Annotated in this window: 18 protein-coding genes and 2 tRNA genes; 8 read left to right on the top strand and 12 right to left on the bottom strand. The window is 45.7% G+C overall.

The annotated features are described in order from the left end of the window. Positions 1 to 114: 114 nt before the first annotated feature. Both CPIN_RS23275 and CPIN_RS23280 read right to left on the bottom strand, forming a co-directional pair. Positions 115 to 185: transfer RNA gene (locus CPIN_RS23275), tRNA-Cys, on the bottom strand. Positions 186 to 421: 236 nt separating this feature from the next. Then, positions 422 to 492, bottom strand: a tRNA-Cys gene (locus CPIN_RS23280). 88 nt (positions 493 to 580) lie between these two features. Here CPIN_RS23280 and CPIN_RS23285 point away from each other — a divergent pair. From CPIN_RS23285 to CPIN_RS23300, 4 genes are all read left to right on the top strand, one after another. After that, positions 581 to 1,459, top strand: a complete 879-nt coding sequence (locus tag CPIN_RS23285) for a nucleoside phosphorylase (protein WP_012792298.1) — start codon at positions 581 to 583, stop codon at positions 1,457 to 1,459. 272 nt (positions 1,460 to 1,731) lie between these two features. Further along, entirely contained in the window at positions 1,732 to 2,517 is a 786-nt protein-coding gene (dapF, locus tag CPIN_RS23290) for a diaminopimelate epimerase (RefSeq protein ID WP_012792299.1), read from the top strand. A gap of 27 nt (positions 2,518 to 2,544) precedes the next feature. Further along, the gene (locus CPIN_RS23295) at positions 2,545 to 3,483 is read left to right on the top strand and encodes a magnesium transporter CorA family protein (RefSeq protein ID WP_012792300.1); all 939 of its coding nucleotides are present in this window, start codon (positions 2,545 to 2,547) and stop codon (positions 3,481 to 3,483) included. Between the two features lie 22 nt (positions 3,484 to 3,505). Continuing rightward, positions 3,506 to 3,955: an NUDIX hydrolase gene (locus tag CPIN_RS23300; protein WP_012792301.1), complete on the top strand. Its 450-nt coding sequence runs from the start codon at positions 3,506 to 3,508 to the stop codon at positions 3,953 to 3,955. Between the two features lie 4 nt (positions 3,956 to 3,959). Here CPIN_RS23300 and CPIN_RS23305 read toward each other — a convergent pair whose 3' ends face one another. After that, complete coding sequence (locus tag CPIN_RS23305; protein WP_012792302.1) at positions 3,960 to 4,760, bottom strand: queuosine precursor transporter; 801 nt, start codon at positions 4,758 to 4,760, stop codon at positions 3,960 to 3,962. Next, entirely contained in the window at positions 4,757 to 5,041 is a 285-nt protein-coding gene (locus tag CPIN_RS23310) for a hypothetical protein (protein WP_012792303.1), read from the bottom strand. Before CPIN_RS23310 ends, CPIN_RS23305 begins: the two co-directional genes overlap by 4 nt. Positions 5,042 to 5,116: 75 nt before the next feature. Between CPIN_RS23310 and CPIN_RS23315 the strand changes: the two genes are divergently transcribed. Then, complete coding sequence (locus CPIN_RS23315; protein WP_012792304.1) at positions 5,117 to 6,043, top strand: glycosyltransferase family 2 protein; 927 nt, start codon at positions 5,117 to 5,119, stop codon at positions 6,041 to 6,043. A 122-nt stretch (positions 6,044 to 6,165) separates the two neighbouring features. Here CPIN_RS23315 and CPIN_RS23320 read toward each other — a convergent pair whose 3' ends face one another. The 4 genes from CPIN_RS23320 to CPIN_RS23335 form a co-directional block, all read right to left on the bottom strand. Then, positions 6,166 to 6,474, bottom strand: a complete 309-nt coding sequence (locus CPIN_RS23320) for a hypothetical protein (protein ID WP_012792305.1) — start codon at positions 6,472 to 6,474, stop codon at positions 6,166 to 6,168. 77 nt (positions 6,475 to 6,551) lie between these two features. Further along, a complete protein-coding gene (locus tag CPIN_RS23325) occupies positions 6,552 to 7,445 on the bottom strand; it encodes a helix-turn-helix domain-containing protein (protein ID WP_012792306.1) in 894 nt (297 codons plus the stop codon). 88 nt (positions 7,446 to 7,533) lie between these two features. After that, complete coding sequence (locus tag CPIN_RS23330) at positions 7,534 to 8,352, bottom strand: SDR family oxidoreductase (protein WP_012792307.1); 819 nt, start codon at positions 8,350 to 8,352, stop codon at positions 7,534 to 7,536. 120 nt (positions 8,353 to 8,472) lie between these two features. Beyond that, positions 8,473 to 9,477 (bottom strand): glycosyltransferase family 2 protein, encoded by a 1,005-nt coding sequence (locus CPIN_RS23335; protein ID WP_012792308.1) that lies wholly within the window; start codon positions 9,475 to 9,477, stop codon positions 8,473 to 8,475. 119 nt (positions 9,478 to 9,596) lie between these two features. Here CPIN_RS23335 and CPIN_RS23340 point away from each other — a divergent pair, with 119 nt between their 5' ends. Beyond that, positions 9,597 to 11,093, top strand: a complete 1,497-nt coding sequence (locus CPIN_RS23340) for a lipopolysaccharide biosynthesis protein (RefSeq protein WP_012792309.1) — start codon at positions 9,597 to 9,599, stop codon at positions 11,091 to 11,093. 87 nt (positions 11,094 to 11,180) lie between these two features. Here CPIN_RS23340 and CPIN_RS23345 read toward each other — a convergent pair whose 3' ends face one another. The 4 genes from CPIN_RS23345 to CPIN_RS23360 are packed head-to-tail and all read right to left on the bottom strand — an operon-like array spanning position 11,181 to position 15,081. After that, the gene (locus CPIN_RS23345) at positions 11,181 to 12,116 is read right to left on the bottom strand and encodes a glycosyltransferase family 2 protein (protein ID WP_012792310.1); all 936 of its coding nucleotides are present in this window, start codon (positions 12,114 to 12,116) and stop codon (positions 11,181 to 11,183) included. Position 12,117: 1 nt separating this feature from the next. Further along, positions 12,118 to 13,233 carry a non-hydrolyzing UDP-N-acetylglucosamine 2-epimerase gene (gene wecB, locus CPIN_RS23350; RefSeq protein ID WP_012792311.1) on the bottom strand — a complete coding sequence of 372 codons (1,116 nt, stop codon included), beginning with the start codon at positions 13,231 to 13,233 and terminating at the stop codon, positions 12,118 to 12,120. Between the two features lie 10 nt (positions 13,234 to 13,243). Then, positions 13,244 to 14,380, bottom strand: a complete 1,137-nt coding sequence (locus CPIN_RS23355) for a glycosyltransferase family 4 protein (RefSeq protein WP_012792312.1) — start codon at positions 14,378 to 14,380, stop codon at positions 13,244 to 13,246. Positions 14,381 to 14,436: 56 nt separating this feature from the next. Then, complete coding sequence (locus CPIN_RS23360) at positions 14,437 to 15,081, bottom strand: C40 family peptidase (RefSeq protein WP_012792313.1); 645 nt, start codon at positions 15,079 to 15,081, stop codon at positions 14,437 to 14,439. Between the two features lie 234 nt (positions 15,082 to 15,315). Between CPIN_RS23360 and dnaE the strand changes: the two genes are divergently transcribed. Next, positions 15,316 to 18,960, top strand: a complete 3,645-nt coding sequence (gene dnaE / locus CPIN_RS23365; RefSeq protein ID WP_012792314.1) for a DNA polymerase III subunit alpha — start codon at positions 15,316 to 15,318, stop codon at positions 18,958 to 18,960. Positions 18,961 to 19,130: 170 nt separating this feature from the next. Then, positions 19,131 to 19,448 carry a thioredoxin gene (trxA, locus tag CPIN_RS23370; protein ID WP_012792315.1) on the top strand — a complete coding sequence of 106 codons (318 nt, stop codon included), beginning with the start codon at positions 19,131 to 19,133 and terminating at the stop codon, positions 19,446 to 19,448. The last annotated feature ends 182 nt before the right edge of the window (positions 19,449 to 19,630 follow it).

Genomic DNA, 19,630 nt, shown 5'->3' on the forward strand with positions numbered 1-19,630 from the left:
GTTAATGGCGGAGGGGATTGAGAAATCTGACGTATGTCAGGTAATAGCATCGGGAATGGGAATACTCCTAAAGCTATAAAACAAAAAAGGATCACATTGCTGTAATCCTTTTTGAGGTCTCGAGCGGATTCGAACCGCTGTAGGAGCTTTTGCAGAGCTCAGCCTAGCCACTCGGCCACGAAACCATCTGTGATTCCATCGGGCTGATGGCATCACAAATGTAGTAAATTTTAGATATCTACAAAGAGAGAAATAAAATAAGATTAAAAAATATGAGACATATACGTATATCTGTTTGCGTTAGTAGCATCAGCATTGGTAAAAACGATGCCGCTAAATGAGTGTGGGAAGCGATATGAAAAAGATATCTTCCGGACCGGCTATAAAACAAAAAAGGATTACATTGCTGTAATCCTTTTCGAGGTTTCGAGCGGATTCGAACCGCTGTAGGAGCTTTTGCAGAGCTCAGCCTAGCCACTCGGCCACGAAACCTTTTTGTTCGTCCCATTGTTTGATGGGATTGCAAAAGTAGGAAATTTTAGATATTTGCCAAATATATTTTAAAAAAATATCAAAAAAGATGAATACACGCATTGCAGAATCAGAACTGATATTGAATAGCCGGGGGGCCGTATACCACCTGGATCTCACACCAGATGAGCTCTCCAGCACGATTATCACGGTGGGCGACCCTGATCGTGTACCGGAAGTCAGCAGGCATTTTGACAAAGTGGAAGTAAAACGCCAGCACAGGGAGTTTGTAAGTCACACGGGATATATCGGACAAAAACGACTGACCGTTGTATCTACGGGCATTGGCACTGACAATATAGACATCGTGTTGAATGAACTGGATGCACTGGTTAATATCGATTTTGCAAGCCGTACGGTAAAACCTACCCTCACCCGTTTACAGATCGTCCGCTTGGGTACCTCTGGCGCTTTACAGGGGAATGTGCCGGTGGATAGTTTTGTGGTATCGTCTCATGGCGTCGGACTGGACAACCTCCTGCCCTGGTATGCATTTGAAAATACACCGGAAGAAAAATCCCTGCTGGAAGCATTTCATCAGCAGGTGGAACTGCGTCCCGGCTGTGCCAATCCTTATCTGATCAGCGCAGCACCTGCCCTGGCAGCGAGATTTACAGCAGGATATATCAGTGGTATCACGGTGACCTGTCCGGGTTTCTATGCCCCACAGGGTCGCGCATTAAGAGGACCACTCTCCCATCCACAGCTGTTAGAACATCTTACAGCGTTCAGACATGGCGATCATTATATCTCCAATTTCGAAATGGAAACGGCGGGTATCTACGGACTGGGCCGTGTACTGGGACATGATTGCCTTTCCATCAGCGCCATTGTCGCCAATAGAATCGGTCAGCAGTTTACAAAGGATGGCGCGGCAGCCGTGGCCAATCTGATTAAGCAATCAGTAGCGATCATAGCAGAGAATTAGGAATTAATAATTAGGAATACCTGATATAAGAGGCGGTTCAGTAGCTGAATCGCCTCTTTTCTTTTATAAATGAACTTATCAGGTTTTGTCTAGCTGTTTGATACAGTGTTATCTGCATCCTTGTATTTTGCCCTCTCCCATGCAGCCTTTCCTGCTTAACGCCGGTCACCTGATGTTTCTCTTCAGCCGTCTTTTGATACAAAATTCCTAATTCTTAATTCCAGATTCCTAATTGGTATTTTCCTTATTGAAATTTCTTAATTTCGTTCCTTATGTCAGCAATACATTTTTACAAATACCAGGGTACCGGCAATGATTTCGTGATCATGGACAACCGGAACGGAGAATACAATTTTCTTACAGAAGAACAGGTGCACTTTCTTTGTGACAGACGTTTCGGTATCGGAGCGGATGGTTTGATGCTGCTGAATAAACAGGAAGGATATGACTTCGGTATGAAGTATTACAATGCCGATGGTCGTGAAAGCAGCATGTGTGGTAATGGTGGCCGTTGCCTGGTAGCTTTTGCCCGTAAAATGGGACTGACAGACGAAAAACTGAGCTTCCTCGCAGTGGATGGTCCACATGAAGCGACCTTAAAAGGCGATGATTGGGTGAACCTGAAAATGCAGGACGTGAGCGGTGTTGAGATCAATTCCCTTCATTCTTACCTGAATACCGGTTCTCCACATTATGTGAAATTTGTAGCAGATGTGAAAGCGGTAGATGTATACAACGAAGGTAAACAGATCCGCTACAACGACCGCTTTGCCAAAGAAGGCACTAACGTAAACTTTGTACAATCGCTCGATAAAGGCATCTTCGTACGTACCTATGAACGCGGTGTCGAAGACGAAACCTACTCCTGTGGTACAGGCGTAACAGCAGCAGCACTGATGACTGCCGGTGCAGAAACAAAAGAATACATCGTACCTGTACAGACGCTGGGCGGTAAACTGGAAGTACGCTTTACCCGCATCGGTGAAAAAGCCTACAACAATATCTGGCTTTGCGGACCCGCTACCCTTGTATTCGAGGGAAATATCACATTGCCATAACTTTAATTGTTCTACCTTTGCGGCCGGATGATTCAATATTTCAAAAATATAGACTCGCGCACGGTAGAAATTTCGGGACCTGAGAATGGGGCCTGGGTAAATATTACCCCTCCCCTGAAACAGGCAGAATTTGCCCAGCTCTCCGAAGAGCTGGACATTCCGCTGGACTTCCTGACCGACTCGCTCGATATAGACGAGAAATCCCGCTATGAGCTGGAAGATAATGTGAAACTGATCGTCATCAAAACTCCGACGGAAAACAATTCCATCAATGAGAGCGATGCGTATTATATCACGATCCCGATTGTAATCATCCTCACGCATAATCAGATCCTGACGGTTAACTCATTCGATAACGCGGCTATTAACCGCTTCCTGAATACCTTCCATAACCGTCATCCCGAGAAAAGAAATATGATGGTGCTGAAGATCTTCGAAAAGGTAACCATGAACTTCCTGGATTACCTTAAAGAGATCAATCAGCGCAGAAATATACTGGAACAAAAGCTGTATGACAGTAACCGTAACGAGGAACTGCTGTACATCATGCGTATCCAGAAAAGCCTGGTATACTTCCTGACCGCATTGCGCAGCAATGAACTGCTGCTCATGAAACTGGAACGTACTAACTTCCTGGGCCTGAACGAAGACGAAAAGGAATTCCTGCATGACCTGATCGTAGATACCTCTCAGGCGCTTGAAATGGCGAACGTCTACACCAACATACTTAGCAGTTCGATGGATGCCTTTGCCAGCATCATTTCCAATAACCTGAACCTGGTAATGAAACGCCTCACGTCCATTACCATCGTACTCACCTTCCCGGTGCTTGTAGCCAGTATCTATGGTATGAACGTGGAAATACCTTTTGCGCATTCAACACATGCGTTCTATATTCCCGTCATACTGTCGATCGTGATCTCTGTGATCATGAGCTGGTACTTTATGAAGAAGAAATGGTTCTGATACTACTAAACCCGTTTTCCTGATGCAAGGTTTCAATGTACGCGTATATGGTATAATGTTCAATGAGCAGAAACAAGTGCTCGTGACAGATGAATTCATTAAAGGAGGATACTTTACGAAGTTTCCCGGCGGCGGATTGGAATTCGGGGAAGGCACTTTACAGTGTGTGGTAAGGGAGTTTCAGGAAGAACTGGGACTGGATGTAGAAGTAGTGGAACATATCTATACCACTGATTTCTTTCAGATATCTGCCTTTGGCGACGGTTCACAGATCATCTCTATCTATTACCTGGTGAAACCATTGGCGCCGTTTAATTTCCCCCTGCTGGACAAACCTTTCGGATTTGACGTACCGGAAGGCGCACTGGAAGTAGAAGGCGCCAGGTGGATCAACTGGGAAGAATTCTCCGCCGAAGCAGTCACCCTTCCCATTGATAAAGTAGTGGCAGATCTGGTAAAAGTCCGTTACTGATTATTTATTCATTCACCAGCACGGGTTCTTCTTCTTTGCCCATCGCAACCGCCTTCATACCGGCAGCTGTCTTATGACCCAGATACTTTTCAATTAATCTTTCTGCATAATAGATCACCGGCGTCAGCAGGATCGCTACTGTAAACTTGTAGATATAGTTTACCACGCATACTGCCAATACCAGCTGCCAGCTCCATCCCTTGCCCAGTTTAAACGCAATAAACAGTACGATAAAGCTGTCTACCAGCTGGGATACCAGCGTAGACCCTGTAGCCCTGAGCCACATGTGTTTATCCCCTGTCGCCCTTTTAATACGGTGGAAGACGGTCACGTCTACGATCTGGCTGACCAGGAAAGCGGCGATACTACCCATAATGATCCACATACCCTGACCAAAGATACCATTGAAGGCTTTCGTCATATCCGGGATGCCATCATCGACGCCGGAACCGATCCAGAAATCAGCCGGAGGTACGCCCATAGCTACATAAAACATCACGAATGCATACGCGATCAGCGATACTGCGATGTAGGAAATACGTCTTACGGCTTTCGGACCGTAATACTCATTGACGATATCCGTCATTACAAACTCCAGCGGCCAGAGTATAACGCCGCAGGTGAGGTTGAAGGATAGATTGTCCTGACCAAACAGCGCGAAGGTATGTACGGGAATGCCGAACAGTTTCTCCAGCGAAAAGATCTTACCTCCGATACACTCCGCGATCAATGCATTGGCCACGAAAAAGGAACAGAAGAAGATGAAAAGTTTAGTTGGTCTGTCTTTTAGAATGTTGTTTATCATCTGAAGAGGAAATAAAATTGCACCAGTAAAATTATGATATTCATTATAAAAACAAACGGAGGAAGTTCTGCCCAGGCGATCCTGCGACGCCCCAGGGCTAAAACGGCGAACAACAATACCAGCAGATTCAACGGGAATGCAAACATAATACCCATTGGCAGAATGAATTTCAATAATTCCGGCGCCTGGCCCTTGAAGTCAATATAATAAGATGCTTCCGCCGCCAGGAAGCAAATGTTACAGATAAATGCCAGCTTTAAAAAGAATCGTAAGCGCCCCATTATTGAAATTTCGGATAAATTACAGTTATTTTGCTTTCCCTGGTCAGAATTTTAAACAAAAGGATTGTATAAATCATGGAAATAGCGATATCAGTTGTCATTTGTTCATATAACAGAGAAGCCTATATTATCGAGGCCATTGATAGTCTGTATAAACAGGATATTGATAAAAAATGCTATGAAGTGATCGTGGTGGATAATAACAGCAAGGATAATACGGCTGCAAAGGTAGCCGAATATATCCAGTCACATCCTGACATGCAGATCTCTTACTACCTGGAGACCCGCCAGGGCGCTTCCTATGCACGTAATACTGGCGCTGAAAAGTCACATGGTAAATTGATCTGTTGTATGGACGACGATGCAGTAGCTATGCCGGGCTATCTGCAGAACATCATTACTTTCTTTGACCAGCATCCGGATGCGACTGGTCTGGGTGGACGTATCATCCCACGGTACATCCCCTCAGAACCCAAATGGATGTCGCACTACGTGTCATCCCTGGTAGGTAACTTCGATTACAGTCCGGAGGCCAAACCATTTGAAAACGGCCGTTATCCGCTGGAATCCAATATGATTGTACGGAGAGATGACTTCTTCGCCGTAGGCGGTTTTAATACCAGTCTGCCGGGTGTAAAGGGTACCCTTCGCGTAGGTGGTGAAGGCAAGGAATTCTTCTATAAACTGATTGAAAGAGGCGGTATCATTTACTATGATCCTACGGTAATCGTACACCATGTGGTAGAAGTAAAGAAACTGACATCCGAATATATGTACCGGGTGGCTTCCGGTATCGGCCGTGGAGAAAAGGTACGTATGACCACCAAAGGCAGCGGCGCGGTACATAAGAAAAGCCTGGAATACCTGTTTAAACTGGGCGCATCCTTTGTCATCGGCGGTTACTACTTATTACAGGGAAAGCCGGCTAAAACATGGCCGGTGATACAGTTCAGGATCGATGTGCTGAAGGGGTACTGGGAACCGGTACATAAAGACAATTAGAAATGGTCAATTAGGAATTAGAATGCAGCAAAGATCGCTGTATATGAATATTGAACTTGAAGGCGTCCATGATGGACGCCTTCAAGTTTATATGGGAGACTATTACATCCAATTCTTAATTCCTAATTCCTAATTTTTAACAACAGGTGCATTAACTCAATCAGGTAGGTACGTTGTAATTCCTTCGCATACGGATAATCAGAATGGTCTTCTTCTTCCAGTTTTCTGAAAATGGCACTGGCGGTGGCATTCTCCCGTGCATTGAGCGTATAGGAACGCCGTTCGCTGATAGTGGAAGGAAAGAGTCCACTATAGCGGAACATACCTGCCGGTAAAAAATCATTCCGGAATGTAAAGACACATTCCGCTCCTCCACGCACAGGCACATACAACAGTACATAGTACTGATTTACAAAACAGATCCGGAGCATATCGTGCTATTTTTACTGGCAGCAGCCAGCGTCCCTTGACGGGACAGGTGAGTGATGTACGGTAATCGCAAGGACGCTTAGCTTCTGTATGCAGTAGGCGTCTGATTCGTGTGTTTCTTAAAGAAGTGCGTAAAGTGTGCAGCATCTTCAAAACCCAGCGTATAGCTGATCTCAGAGATACTCCAGTCAGTATGTTTGAGTAACACCATGGCTTCACTGGCCAGGCGGTTGAGGATATGTGCTGTGGTGGTCTTCCCTGTTGTATGTTTCAAGGCATAGTTCAGGTGATTGACATGTACCGCCAGGCGATCTGCAAAGTCACGCGCAGAGCGTAGTTCAAAACGTTGTGCCAGGGACTCTATGGGAAACTGCCGGTCCAGCAATTCATTAAAGACCGCTGTAATACGCGTATTGGCATCCATCTGCTGATACACCGTATCAACAGGTTTCAGTTTCAGGGCAAAATGGATCAGCTCAACGATATAGTTCCGGATAAGGTCGTGCTTAAACTCATAATCCGTTGCCAGCTCCTGTTTCATCTTCTTAAAAATGCCCCTAGCCGTCTTCTCCTGTGTCTTATTCAACAGGAATACGGGCCGCGCCCCTGCTGCAAATACGGGCAGTTCGCGGATACTGTTGCGATATTGCGCATTGAAATAGGCTTCGGTAAAGATGAAATAGTCGCCCATCATCATACCATCCGGCAGATCGATGGTATAGGGTACGTCCGGACTGAAAAAAGCGAGCGCCGGACCATTGACTTCCAGACTGGTATCTCCGTAATGCAGGATATTCCTGCCCCATGAGAGCGTTACCTTATAGAAATCACGACGACGGTATTTGATAGTGGCGGTTCCTTCGCAATCATCAAAACTGAAGAGATTGAAGTGCATGTTGTCATGCTTCAATCCCTCAGGCGGGCGATTGAATTTATCCTGGTAAAAACCTTCCAGTGATTCCATCTTTTCCATACTATAAAGATATTGATTTCGCGATATCCGGCATGACCTACCGGGGCCGGCGGTATCTGGCGGTCCCGGTAGCCTGTCCGGTTTTGCACTAAGACTGCGGAACGTGCCTGTCCTTCATCAGCTGGAGATATTCCTCTTCGGTTTTAGTGTTGCGTGCATTGATCAGCAATTGCGCATCAGGCGTAGCAATGTAACGTAACTTGTCTTTACCATCAGTAGCAGCGGTATAGATCACATCAACGACGTCTTCGCTGGTAGCGGGATTGGCATTGAGGGCCATCCAGTGTCCCAGGAAGGCGTTGACATAGGCATTATAGTCGGTGATGTCATTGCTGCCGGTGAAATTGGCTGCATTATCAAAATTGGTGGCCGTCACGCCTGGTTCGATCAGTTTTACATGGATGTTGAAGTTCGCCAGCTCATAGCGCAGGGACTCTGTAAATCCTTCTACGGCAAATTTGGTGGCATTATACAGGCTGATAATCGGAAAAGATACCCGTCCGCCCATAGAGGAGATATTGATAATGGTACCTGCCTTGTTGGCGCGGAAGTGAGGCAGAATGGCTTTGGTAGCGGCCATCAGTCCGAATACATTTACATCAAACTGTGTACGGATCTGCTCTTCGGTAGCAAGTTCAAATGGGCCGAAAAGGCCGTAACCAGCGTTATTGATAAAGGTATCTATCTTCCCGTATTTCGCGATCGTAGTGGCAATACCAGCTTCAATGCTCGCTTTATCCTGTACATCCACCTTGAGAACCAGTACATTATCCAGTAATGTCAGTTCATTTTCTTTTTCCGGAGAACGCATGGTAGCGATCACATTCCAGCCTGCAGCGGCAAATCTCTTCGCGGTGGTCTTTCCCAATCCCTGTGAAGCACCGGTAATAAAAACAGTTTTTTTCATGGCTTTAACTTTTGAATACTGTCATTGTTTTTGACGATTCAAAAGTACCATGGCTGCGCTCCGCGGATTTGGGAGTAACAAATAATTGCTTGTATAATTCAAAGAATGGAGTACCGGCGGTTACAGTACTTTATAAAAATGCGGTTTATTCCGCAGGATTGTTGGCGTCAGCCACCATAAGCGGCAAACATTTTTGGTCAGCCCCCATACCTGTGGCATAAAGCGGAAAGGATTACGGCCTTTGAAGATATTTTCGAAGATGCTGCCGATAAAGAATACGGGTATGGCGAAGCTGTAATTGAGGAGTAATGTTAAATACCACAAAATGCCGAACTGTTTCCGCACTCTCACGTGATTGGAGAGCATAAGTTGCAGCCCTTTACGGTCATATAATCCGTAGTAGCCTTTTTCATCAGAATCAAAAGCGTCGCCGGTTGTTTCTCCCTGTAAATGAATGATATTGATATCGCCGTAGATGGCTAACTCGCCCTGCCGGCGCAGACGGCTGCACCATTCTACTTCTTCCGCATAAAGGAAAAAGTCCTCGTCCATATAGCCTGCTTTCTCAATAGAACTGCGTTTTACCATGAGATATGCGCCGCTGATCCAGTCCACATGATGTTCTGTACTGGCTTCCTGTACATTGGGTACCTTAGTTTTGAGCTGGTACCCCACCCAGCGGATGACCTTTCCCCAGTACGGTAAAGGCAGCAGGTGGTTCAGACCGCCTTTCATGAAATAGTTGCCCGATATTTGCAGGGTACGGTCAGCATTGAGCTGCTGCACACCGCAGGCGATCAGGTTACTCTGCGCAAAGCGTTGTACACAGCGGTCCAGTGCCTTATCAAGTATGAGTGTATCAGGATTCAATAATAAGAGCTGTTCGCCCTGTGCTACACGGAGGCCGGCATTATTGGCGCGGGAAAAGCCCGCATTGTATCCCATCTGTAAAAACTGTACAAAGGGATAAGCCGTTTTGAGCTGCTGTTCACTGTCATCCCCGGATGCATTGTCCACCACGATCACCTCATAACTGATGTTTGTTGTTTCCGCCACAATGGTACTGATACAATCCAGAATGAGGCGGCTGCTCTTATAATTTACAATGATGATCGATAAATCCATGCCTGATTTTATGCAATAATTCTGCCGGGGCAGATGATGAAAAAATGGTAAAGTACCATCTGAAATCGCAAATTAATAAATACCTTTAGCTTTACAACAACTGTTATTTTTTAAGCAATATGAGCGAACTGCGGAAAAAGAGTATAGTTTCTATCGTATGGACATATGTTGGATTTATTTTCGGTGCTATAAACGTATTCTTATCTGCAAGATATCTCCTGCCGGAGTATAACGGTCTGACCCGGGTAATCCTGGAAATGGGGGTACTCTTCTCTTCCTTTGCTACTTTCGGTGTCCCTACCCTGCTTGGAAAGTTTTATCCTTATTATAAGGACCGGATGGAGAAAAAACACTCCGATCTGCTGACATTGGCACTGGTCATTACCACGATAGGATTCATCCTGCTTTCGACAGGTGTTTATTTTCTCAAACCTTTTATCAGTCGCAAGTTTTCCGGCAAATCACCCTTGCTGGTAGATTACTACTATCTCGCATTGCCGATCACCTTTTTCCTGACTTATCTGAATATACTGGAAGCACATGCCTGGAACCTGTTCAAGACGGTCATTTCAAATTTCTTCAAGGAAGTCGCTTTCCGTATCGCCAATCTCCTGCTGCTGGCAGTATATATACTGAACTGGATCTCCTTCGAGACCTTCATTATGTTGTTCAGTTTATTATATGGTGTTTCCTTCCTTGGATTGCTGATCTACATGATCTCTATCGGTGAGATGAATATCACATTCAACATCAGTAAACTGACCAGACGTCTCTGGACGAAAATGCTGCCTTATGTGTTTTTCATGCTGGCGAGCAATGTCGTATTGATATTCAAAGACAGTTTTGACGGACTCGCCATCTCCAGTATGCATGGACTGGAATATGCGGCCGTATTTGTACTGGTCAACTACCTGGTCACATCCATCGGTGTACCGCAAAGAAGTGTGGTAAGTATTGCGTTCCCGATCATCGCGAGAGCATGGAAAGAAAAAAACATGGGCAAACTGGCGGATGTTTATACAAAAACTTCCATCACGCTGTTATTGATATCAACCTTTCTTTTCGGCCTGGTATGGATCAATTTTGATGATGTGCTGACCTTCCTGAAACTGCCGGAGATCTACAGAATGGGTAAGACCACATTGTTGTTGCTGGCCATTGCGAAGATCGTAGAATTAGGTACCGGCGCCAGCGGACAGATTATCATCTCTTCCCGCAGGTGGAAGTTTGAGTCTTATTCCAATATGATTTTACTGGCAGCATCTGTACCGGTGAATTACTATCTGATCAAACATATGGGTATTCCTGGTGCAGGTTGGGCCAACCTCATTCTGGTAGTAGTGTTCAATGGTATCCGTTTTGCTTATCTGTGGTATAACTACAAGATGCAGCCGTTTAATCTGAAAACGGTCTATGGTATTTTGTTACCGGTGGTACTGGTGCTGATCACCACTACACTGATCAACTTCTCTTCTCCCCTGCTGAACATCATTTTGCGCAGCGTCATTTTCGTTGTCGGTTTTATTTCCACCACACTCCTGTTAGAGATTTCTGAAGATGCAACAGGTGTATTCCGTACCGTGAAAAAGCGACTGGGCATCGGCAAACCCGAATAAAATATGGATATAATATTACACCCACCTCTTATAGCTTTTATATCGCTACACGAGGTGGATGTTACATTATATACAAGTTCAGGCTTACTAGTCTTTGCTGCCGGAAAATATGATCTTCAGTAAAGCAAATGCAAAAGAGAAAGGAATAACAATTGAGCCTTTTGTTTTTCTAAAAGTAATATAAGCTAATGCAATGAATGCCTGTTTAGGCGACATCTTATATAACTTTTGAAGATAGAATTTCATCTTCGGCTGATTCTCCTTGAAGACGGCATAAAACACGGCAAACTTTCTATAGTACAACATTTCATCCCGCTTACTGATATGCGCTACAAGTGTCGGCAACTGTTTCTCTACGACTATTTTCTGCAGGTCCTGTACGGCTGTAGACATGGTGCCCGTCAGCGAAGCCGCATGTACGCGGTAATAGTAAACATTATGTTCCGGCAGGTAGTAAAACTTGCTATGCATAAAAGCACGCAGGAAGAAATCGTAATCTTCGATCATAAAGGCTGACACGTTGTAGCCTTTATTACGCAGGTGTACTTCTTTTTTATATAAGAAGCAGGCGCCACAACCTTCCCAGGTGATGATGCTCTGGTTGATATCATTGAATCGCATGATACCCACTTCTTTATTATCATCATCGATCTGGATATAATCGCAGTATACCAGGTCAATTTCCGGTTTCTCTACCAATATCTTCACCATGCGCTCCAGTGCATCGGGTGCATAGTAGTTGTCATCTGAAGTCCAGGTGAAATAAGTGCCTTTTGCTTCATCAAAACCCGTGTTCAGTGAAGCGGGCAGGCGTTTGTTAACAGCATTATTGATCAGGCGTACACGTGCATCTTTTGCCGCATATTCAGCTGCAATTTCAGCGGTATTGTCAGTTGAACAGTCATTGACGATCAGCAGTTCAAAGTTGGTATAGCTCTGTATGAGACAGCTATCCAGCGACTGTCTCAGATAACGGGAGCCGTTGTAAGTAGGTAAAACAATCGTGACCAGTGGTCCGTTCATATTATAATACTTTGTGTAAAATATCAATGATCTGTGTTGAGCTGGTACCGTCTCCGTAAGGGTTTACGGCCTGTGCCATCTGCTGATACAATTGTTCATCGTCCATCAGTGCAAAGCAGTTCTCAACGATTGCATGGCGGCTGGTACCTACTAAGCGGGCCGTACCTGCGTCAATACCTTCTGTACGTTCTGTTACATCGCGCATAACCAGTACGGGTTTACCCAATGCAGGCGCTTCTTCCTGAATACCACCGGAGTCGGTCAGTACGAGGTAACTCTGTTTCATAAGCCATACCAGGTATGGATAATCCAGCGGTTCAATCAGGTGTACGCCCGGTACGCCGGTCAGCAGACGCTGTACAGGTTCCTGCACCTGTGGATTCAGGTGTACAGGATAAACGATCTGTACTTTTCCTTCGTAACGGATAGCGATATCACGCACCGCCATACAGATCTCTTCGAATGGTTGTCCGAAGCTCTCGCGACGGTGGCCGGTTACCAGGATCGTTTTTTTAGAAGGATCAAGGAAGCTGAAATATTCTTTGTAGGCAGCGGCATCTTTGATGATATCTGCTGTCATGAGCAATGCATCGATCACGGTGTTGCCAGTCACGTACACATGTTCATGTATATTTTCTGCGTGCAGGTTTTGCTGCGAATTAACAGTAGGTGCAAAATGAAAATCAGCCAGGTTGCCGGTCATCTTACGGTTCATTTCTTCCGGGAAGGGAGAATATTTATTACCGCTGCGCAGTCCGGCTTCGATATGCGCTATTTTGATCTTTTTATAGTAGGCGGCTAATGCGCCGGTGAAAGCGGAGGTAGTATCACCCTGAACCACAAGTACGTCTGGTTTTTCTCTTTCCAGCACTTCATCGAGTCGTTTCAGACCATCTGCGGTGATATCGAAAAGGGTTTGTCCAGGTTTCATCAGGGCCAGGTCCTCATGCGGAGTGACACCAAAAAAGTCCAGTACCTGTGCCAGCATCTGTCTATGCTGACCGGTCACACATATATATGGCTGCCATTTATCGGGTTGCTGTTCACATGCTTTGATCAGCGGTATCATTTTAATGGCTTCAGGTCTGGTACCAAAGAGGAAAAATATCTTCTTCAAGTGTCGCTCTTTATGCAGTTAATAATAGTTTCAGTATCGTTTTACCAGGTACGGGATTATATCGTTCCATGGCGGCAGTGTTGGCAGCAATACCCATTTGCTTCCAGTCAGCGCGTTGCTCCCAGGCTCTTTCCATGGCATCCGCCATAGACCTGACGGTAGCGCCGGGGCTTATAAAACCCTGCTGTCCTTCTGTTACCCATTCCCGGTGTCCGCCAACATCCGTCAGTACGGAGGGGCGTCCACACACCATGGCCTCCACTACAGCAAGCGGCATGCCTTCTTGGCGGGAGGGCATCAATAAAAGGCTGTTTTTTTTCCACACTTCCTTGATATCGTTGACTTTACCGTGAAAGGTAACGCGGTCATTCAGTCCGTAGAAGGCGGTCAGCTGTTTGAGATATCCTTCATCCAGACCGGCACCGTAGATGTTCAGATGCCATTTACGGGCGCGCCATTGTTCCTGGTGCAGGGCGCCCAGTACCAGGTCCTGTCCTTTATGATCGGTTACCAGTATACCTACCATTGCAAAATTCACGGTTTCCTCCTCGGGGAAGGGCAGTATACCGATATTGGCGAGGTTCACCGGATTCCGGATCACCATTGCATTGTCGATGTTGGAACAGAGATGTCTGCGGGCTATTTCCAGATTCCCTTCGGATACAAACAGGACCTTCCTTGCACGCTGATAAGCGGCCTTGATCAGGTCATAGCGCGTACCGCCGAAACCACGTACGTCATGGTTCAGGTTACAGTTGATATAAAGGGCTGCGGGTGTTTTGTCCAGTGCTTTGAGCAGGAGGACGTCTTCTCCGATGGAATAGGAAGTACCCACGTAAAAGATCACGTCAGGACGCTCTTTGAAGAGACGATGAAAAGGATTCTGTAATTTATTGGCGAGAATGATCAGGCCCTTGCGGAAGATGCGTTGCAGGAATGGGATTCCCGGTTGTACAAATCCACGGCGATAGAAAAGTTTGGCTCCATTTTTCAGCAGGTTGACGGTTTTGGGATGCGGAGGACCACATTTCAGGGCGGATACAAACACCTCATGCCCTTCCTTCAGCGCTTCTGCCGCCATATCGGCCCAGAGCTCTTCGCTCCCGCCCCATGGCTCTTTAATAATGGATACAATACCTATCTTCATGTATAATCACCGGATTTTTCAATCGCAAAAATAATTCCGGGCGAAGATATAGTTATTTATTCTACCCTGCCGCCGCCTACGTAATACTTTTTCCAGTAACTTTCATTGAGGTCGCTGATCATAACCCCTGAACTGGTGGAGGCGTGCACAAATTTATCATTCACAAGATAAACACCTACGTGCGACACGGAAGTACCGTTGGTCTTAAAAAACACCAGATCGCCTTCACGCATCTGACCGTTGTTTACCTTTTTAGATTTATCATATAACTGAGCGGAACTACCACCCGAAGAGACTTTAAATACTGTATTCAGCAGACTGTTGGCAAAACCGGAGCAATCTACCCCATTCTTGTTCTTACCGCCATATACATAAGGCGTACCCCACCAATCTTCAATAAAACGGAAAAGGTCAGTATTCAATACGGTTTCTACACGTACATCCAGCAATTGTGCATATTTGAACTGCCAGAGTGCGGCATTTTCCAAGTTGGAACTGGCAGGGGTAAAATTCTTAATCTTCATAGATCCGGTATTGGCAACATTACTTGACAGCGCAGCCCTGGAGATCACCATGCCTTCAATAAATCTTGAATCGCTGCTGCTTTTCTTTGTGGCAGATTTTTTAGTAGAATTACAGGATACTGCCCCCAAAGCGCACATTACAACAGTTACCCAAAGGACCTCCTTTCTTACTTTCATAAGCCTCTCAGATTAAATAATTTTTAGCTAAGTTACTAATAATAATTGTTTTTAAAGTGTTTTCACTTTTATGGCGGAAGCCGTATTTGTAGGGACTTACCTGAAAATTCTCGTATAGTCCCCCGTTAGCCCGGTTTTGCGCTTTTGTCTGGTATATGTCTTAAACGCAGCCCTTGTGGATAAATTTCACCCTCACATGTTCCAAAATTGGACGAAGAGTCGGATTTTTGTAGAATGATCTTTTCCCACTTACACGTTCATACACAATATTCTCTGCTGGATGGTGCGGCAGACATCAAATCATTGTACAAGAAAGCCATGGCCAGCAATCAGCCGGCGCTGGCCATCACGGACCATGGTAATATGTTCGGCGCTTTCCAGTTTGTGGCAGAAGCTTATAACAACAGACTGAATCCCGAAGATCCGAAGGATAAAAGGCTGAAGGTAAAACCTATTGTCGGCTGCGAGTTCTATGTAGTAGAAAACCGCTTCAAACGCGCTTTTACCCGTGAAGAGAAAGATATCCGTAATCACCAGGTCTTACTGGCGAAAAACGATGAAGGTTACCGTAACCTTATTAAGCTGTGTTCCCTTGGTTATATCGAGGGACTGTACGGTAAATACCCCCGTATTGACAAAGAACTCATTCTTCAGTATCATAAAGGACTGATCGCCACGACCTGTTGTCTGGGCGCCTCCGTACCCAGGGCGATTCTCAAAAAAGGAGAAGAAGCCGGCGAAGAAGAATTCAAATGGTGGCTGGACATCTTCGGGGAGGACTATTATGTTGAATTACAGCGACATGGCATTCCCGAACAGGAGAAAGTGAATGAGTCCCTGATCAAATTTGCGAGCAAACACAACGTAAAGATCATCGCCTCTAATGACTCCCACTATGTAGACCAGGCAGATGCGAACGCACACGACATTCTCCTTTGTATCAACACCGGTGAGAAGAAGAGCACTCCTACCATGAAGGATTTCTCTGATGACGACGTGTCCATGAAGAACAAGCGTTTCGCTTTCTATAACGACCAGTTCTACTTTAAGACGACGGAAGAAATGACGGCGCTCTTCCAAGATCTGCCACAGGCTATTGATAACACCAATGAGATCGTGGACAAGGTGGAACTGCTGGATCTGAAGCGGGACATCCTCCTGCCCAACTTCCCTATTCCACCGCCATTCCTGACACAGGACCAGTACCTGCGTCATATTACCATGGAGGGTGCGCATAAGAAATACGCAGAAGTGACGGCTGAGGTGGAAGAACGTATCAATTTTGAGCTGAGTGTAATTGAGAACATGGGATTTGCGGGCTACTTCCTGATCGTATCTGACTTTATCAAGGCAGGCCGCGATCTGGGCGTATTCATCGGTCCGGGCCGTGGTTCGGCGGCAGGTTCGGCGGTAGCTTACTGTATTGGTATCACCAATATTGACCCGATCAAGTATAACCTGCTGTTTGAGCGTTTCCTGAATCCGGAACGTAAGAGCATGCCCGATATTGATACGGACTTCGATGATGAAGGCCGTCAGAAGGTAATTGACTATGTTGTAAATAAATATGGTAAAAACCAGGTAGCACAGATCATTACTTACGGTACCATGGCCGCCAAGATGAGTATCAAGGACGTGGCCCGTGTAATGGACCTGCCACTGGTTGAATCCAACATGCTGGCCAAAATGGTACCTGATAAACCAGGGATTCAGCTGGACCGCATTTTCAACGCCCCTATTGATGAAGGCGAAAAGAGCCTTGCGGAGAAAGAAGGGCTGGGTCCTGAAGACCTTGAAAATGTGAAGCGACTCCGTGAACTGATCAAAGGACAGGATCTACAGGGTGAAGTATTGCGGGAAGCCTGCGTACTGGAAGGATCCGTACGTAACACCGGTATCCACGCGGCAGGTATCATCATTGCGCCGAAAGACCTGTACGACCTGATCCCTGTATCTACCGCCAAGGACTCTGACCTGCTGGTCACACAGTTTGAAGGTAGTATCATCGAGAGCGCCGGTGTAATCAAAATGGACTTCCTGGGTCTGAAGACCCTCACCATTATCAAGGGCGCCCTTGAACTGATCAGAACCAACCACGGTATAGATATCAGCATCGACGATATTCCACTCGATGATGCCAAAACATATGAGCTTTATCAGAAGGGAGAAACGAACGCCACGTTCCAGTTCGAGTCCGCCGGTATGCAGAAATACCTGCGCGAACTGAAACCTGACCGATTCGACGACCTTATTGCGATGAACGCCTTGTACCGTCCGGGACCATTGGAGTACATTCCTTTGTTCATCCGTCGTAAACACGGATTGGAAGAGACGGTGTATGACCTGGCGGAAATGGAAGAATACCTGAATGATACCTATGGTATTACGGTATACCAGGAGCAGGTAATGCTACTGAGCCAGAAACTGGCCAACTTCTCCAAAGGTGATGCGGACGTACTCCGTAAAGCGATGGGTAAGAAACAGAAAGCGGTACTGGATAAAATGAAGAAACAGTTCATGGAAGGTTGCGCCGCTAACGGCCATGACCTGAAAGTCTGTGATAAAGTATGGACGGACTGGGAGGCATTCGCATCCTACGCGTTCAACAAATCCCACTCTACCTGTTACGCCTTTGTAGCTTATCAGACCGCTTACCTGAAAGCGCACTATCCGGCGGAGTACATGGCGGCAGTACTGAACAACGCCAGTAACATTGAAAAGATCACCTTCTTCATGGAAGAAGCGAAACGCATGGGTATCGACGTATTGCCACCTGATGTGAACGAGTCATTCAAAGGCTTTGCGGTGAACAAACAAGGTCAGATCCGTTTTGGTCTGGCCGGTCTGAAAGGTGTGGGTGAAGCAGCGGTAGAAAACATCCTGGAAGAAAGACAAAAGGGAAGTAACTACAAGAACATCTTTGAAATGATTAAACGTGTGAACCAGCGTGCAGTGAATAAGAAATCACTGGAAGCCCTGGCCATGTCAGGCGCTTTCGATTGTTTCCCTGAGTTACACCGTGCACAATATTTCCATAAACCGGATAATGACAATACCACCGGTCTTGATAAGATCGTGAAGTTCGGTCAGCAGGTATCGGCTGGAGCTGCCACTACCATGAGCAGCCTGTTCGGTGCAGATGATATGCCGGAGGTAGAACCACCAAAGATCCCACCTTGCGATCCATGGCCACTGATCCTGAAGCTTAACAACGAGCGTGAGGTGACGGGTATTTATATTTCTGGTCACCCGCTGGACGACTACCGTTTCGAATCACGTTATTATAACATGAACACGGTACAGGAATTGGTTGAATATCAGGCAGATCTCCAGGCGCCTGGGAATGCTAAATCCGGCCGTGAACGTAACTTCAGACTGGCTGTCTATGTGACCGGTGCACAGGAGCGTATTTCGCGAAACAACCGCCAGTTTGGCATAATGACGATAGAAGACTATTCCGGTAAGTTTGAGTTCGCTTTATGGAGTGAGGACTTCATCCGCTTTGCGCCATATCTGAAAACAGGGCTTTGTCTGTTTATTAATGGTGGTTTCAAGGCCAAGCGTTTTAATGATGCAGAATATGAGTTCAAGGTGAACGGTATACAGCTGTTACAGGAAGTGAAGAAGACGCATACGAAGAAGGTAACACTGGTAACCATGCCTAAGTTCATCACACGTGAGCTCGTAGACTTCCTTGTTGACAACATTAACAAATACCCGGGAGCGAGTGAGCTGTTTTTACAACTCATTGATCGTGATGATGCCATGCAGGTGAAATTGCATACATTTAATAAACATATCGAGATGAACGATGAATTGGCACACTTCCTGTCGAAGCAACCAGACATCGATACCTATATAGATACAATCAATAAGTAGTGGTCTTAAATTGCTCTAATTTGCATGGTCAAACGGCGCCTTTTAACAAACAAATACCGGCTGTCAAAAAAGCAGTAATTTGCATCCGGTTCGAAAATTGAATGAATATATTTGCATTTATAAATTTATTACAGAACTTTGATTTACTATAATTCATAAATTTTAATATCATGGCATTAGAATTCACAGATTCAAACTTCCAGACAGAAGTGTTGGACTCCGATAAATTGAGTGTGATAGATTTCTGGGCAGAATGGTGTGGTCCTTGTCGCGCTATCGGTCCGGTTATCGAAGACTTGTCTAAAGACTATGCGGGTAAGGTTAACGTGGGTAAAGTAAACGTGGACCAGAATCCTCAGTTGTCTATCAACTACGGTATCACAAGCATCCCTGCTATCCTTTTCATTAAAAATGGTCAGGTAGTTGACAAACAGGTAGGTGCTGCTCCAAGAGCCATTCTGGAAAAGAAAATTCAGACTAACCTCTAGTAGGTGGTATGTACTGCATAAAGAAGCCGGTTCGCTTGTAGCGAACCGGCTTTATCATTTATACCGGTCATCAAATAAGCACCCGCTTTGTTGCAGAAGACAAGCGGATTAATTAATATACGCACGCGTATGTATCATTGACAACTATGGCATACCTTCAACAGCAACCACTCAAAAGAGCC

The sequence above is a fragment of the Chitinophaga pinensis DSM 2588 genome (assembly GCF_000024005.1).
Classification (GTDB): domain Bacteria; phylum Bacteroidota; class Bacteroidia; order Chitinophagales; family Chitinophagaceae; genus Chitinophaga; species Chitinophaga pinensis.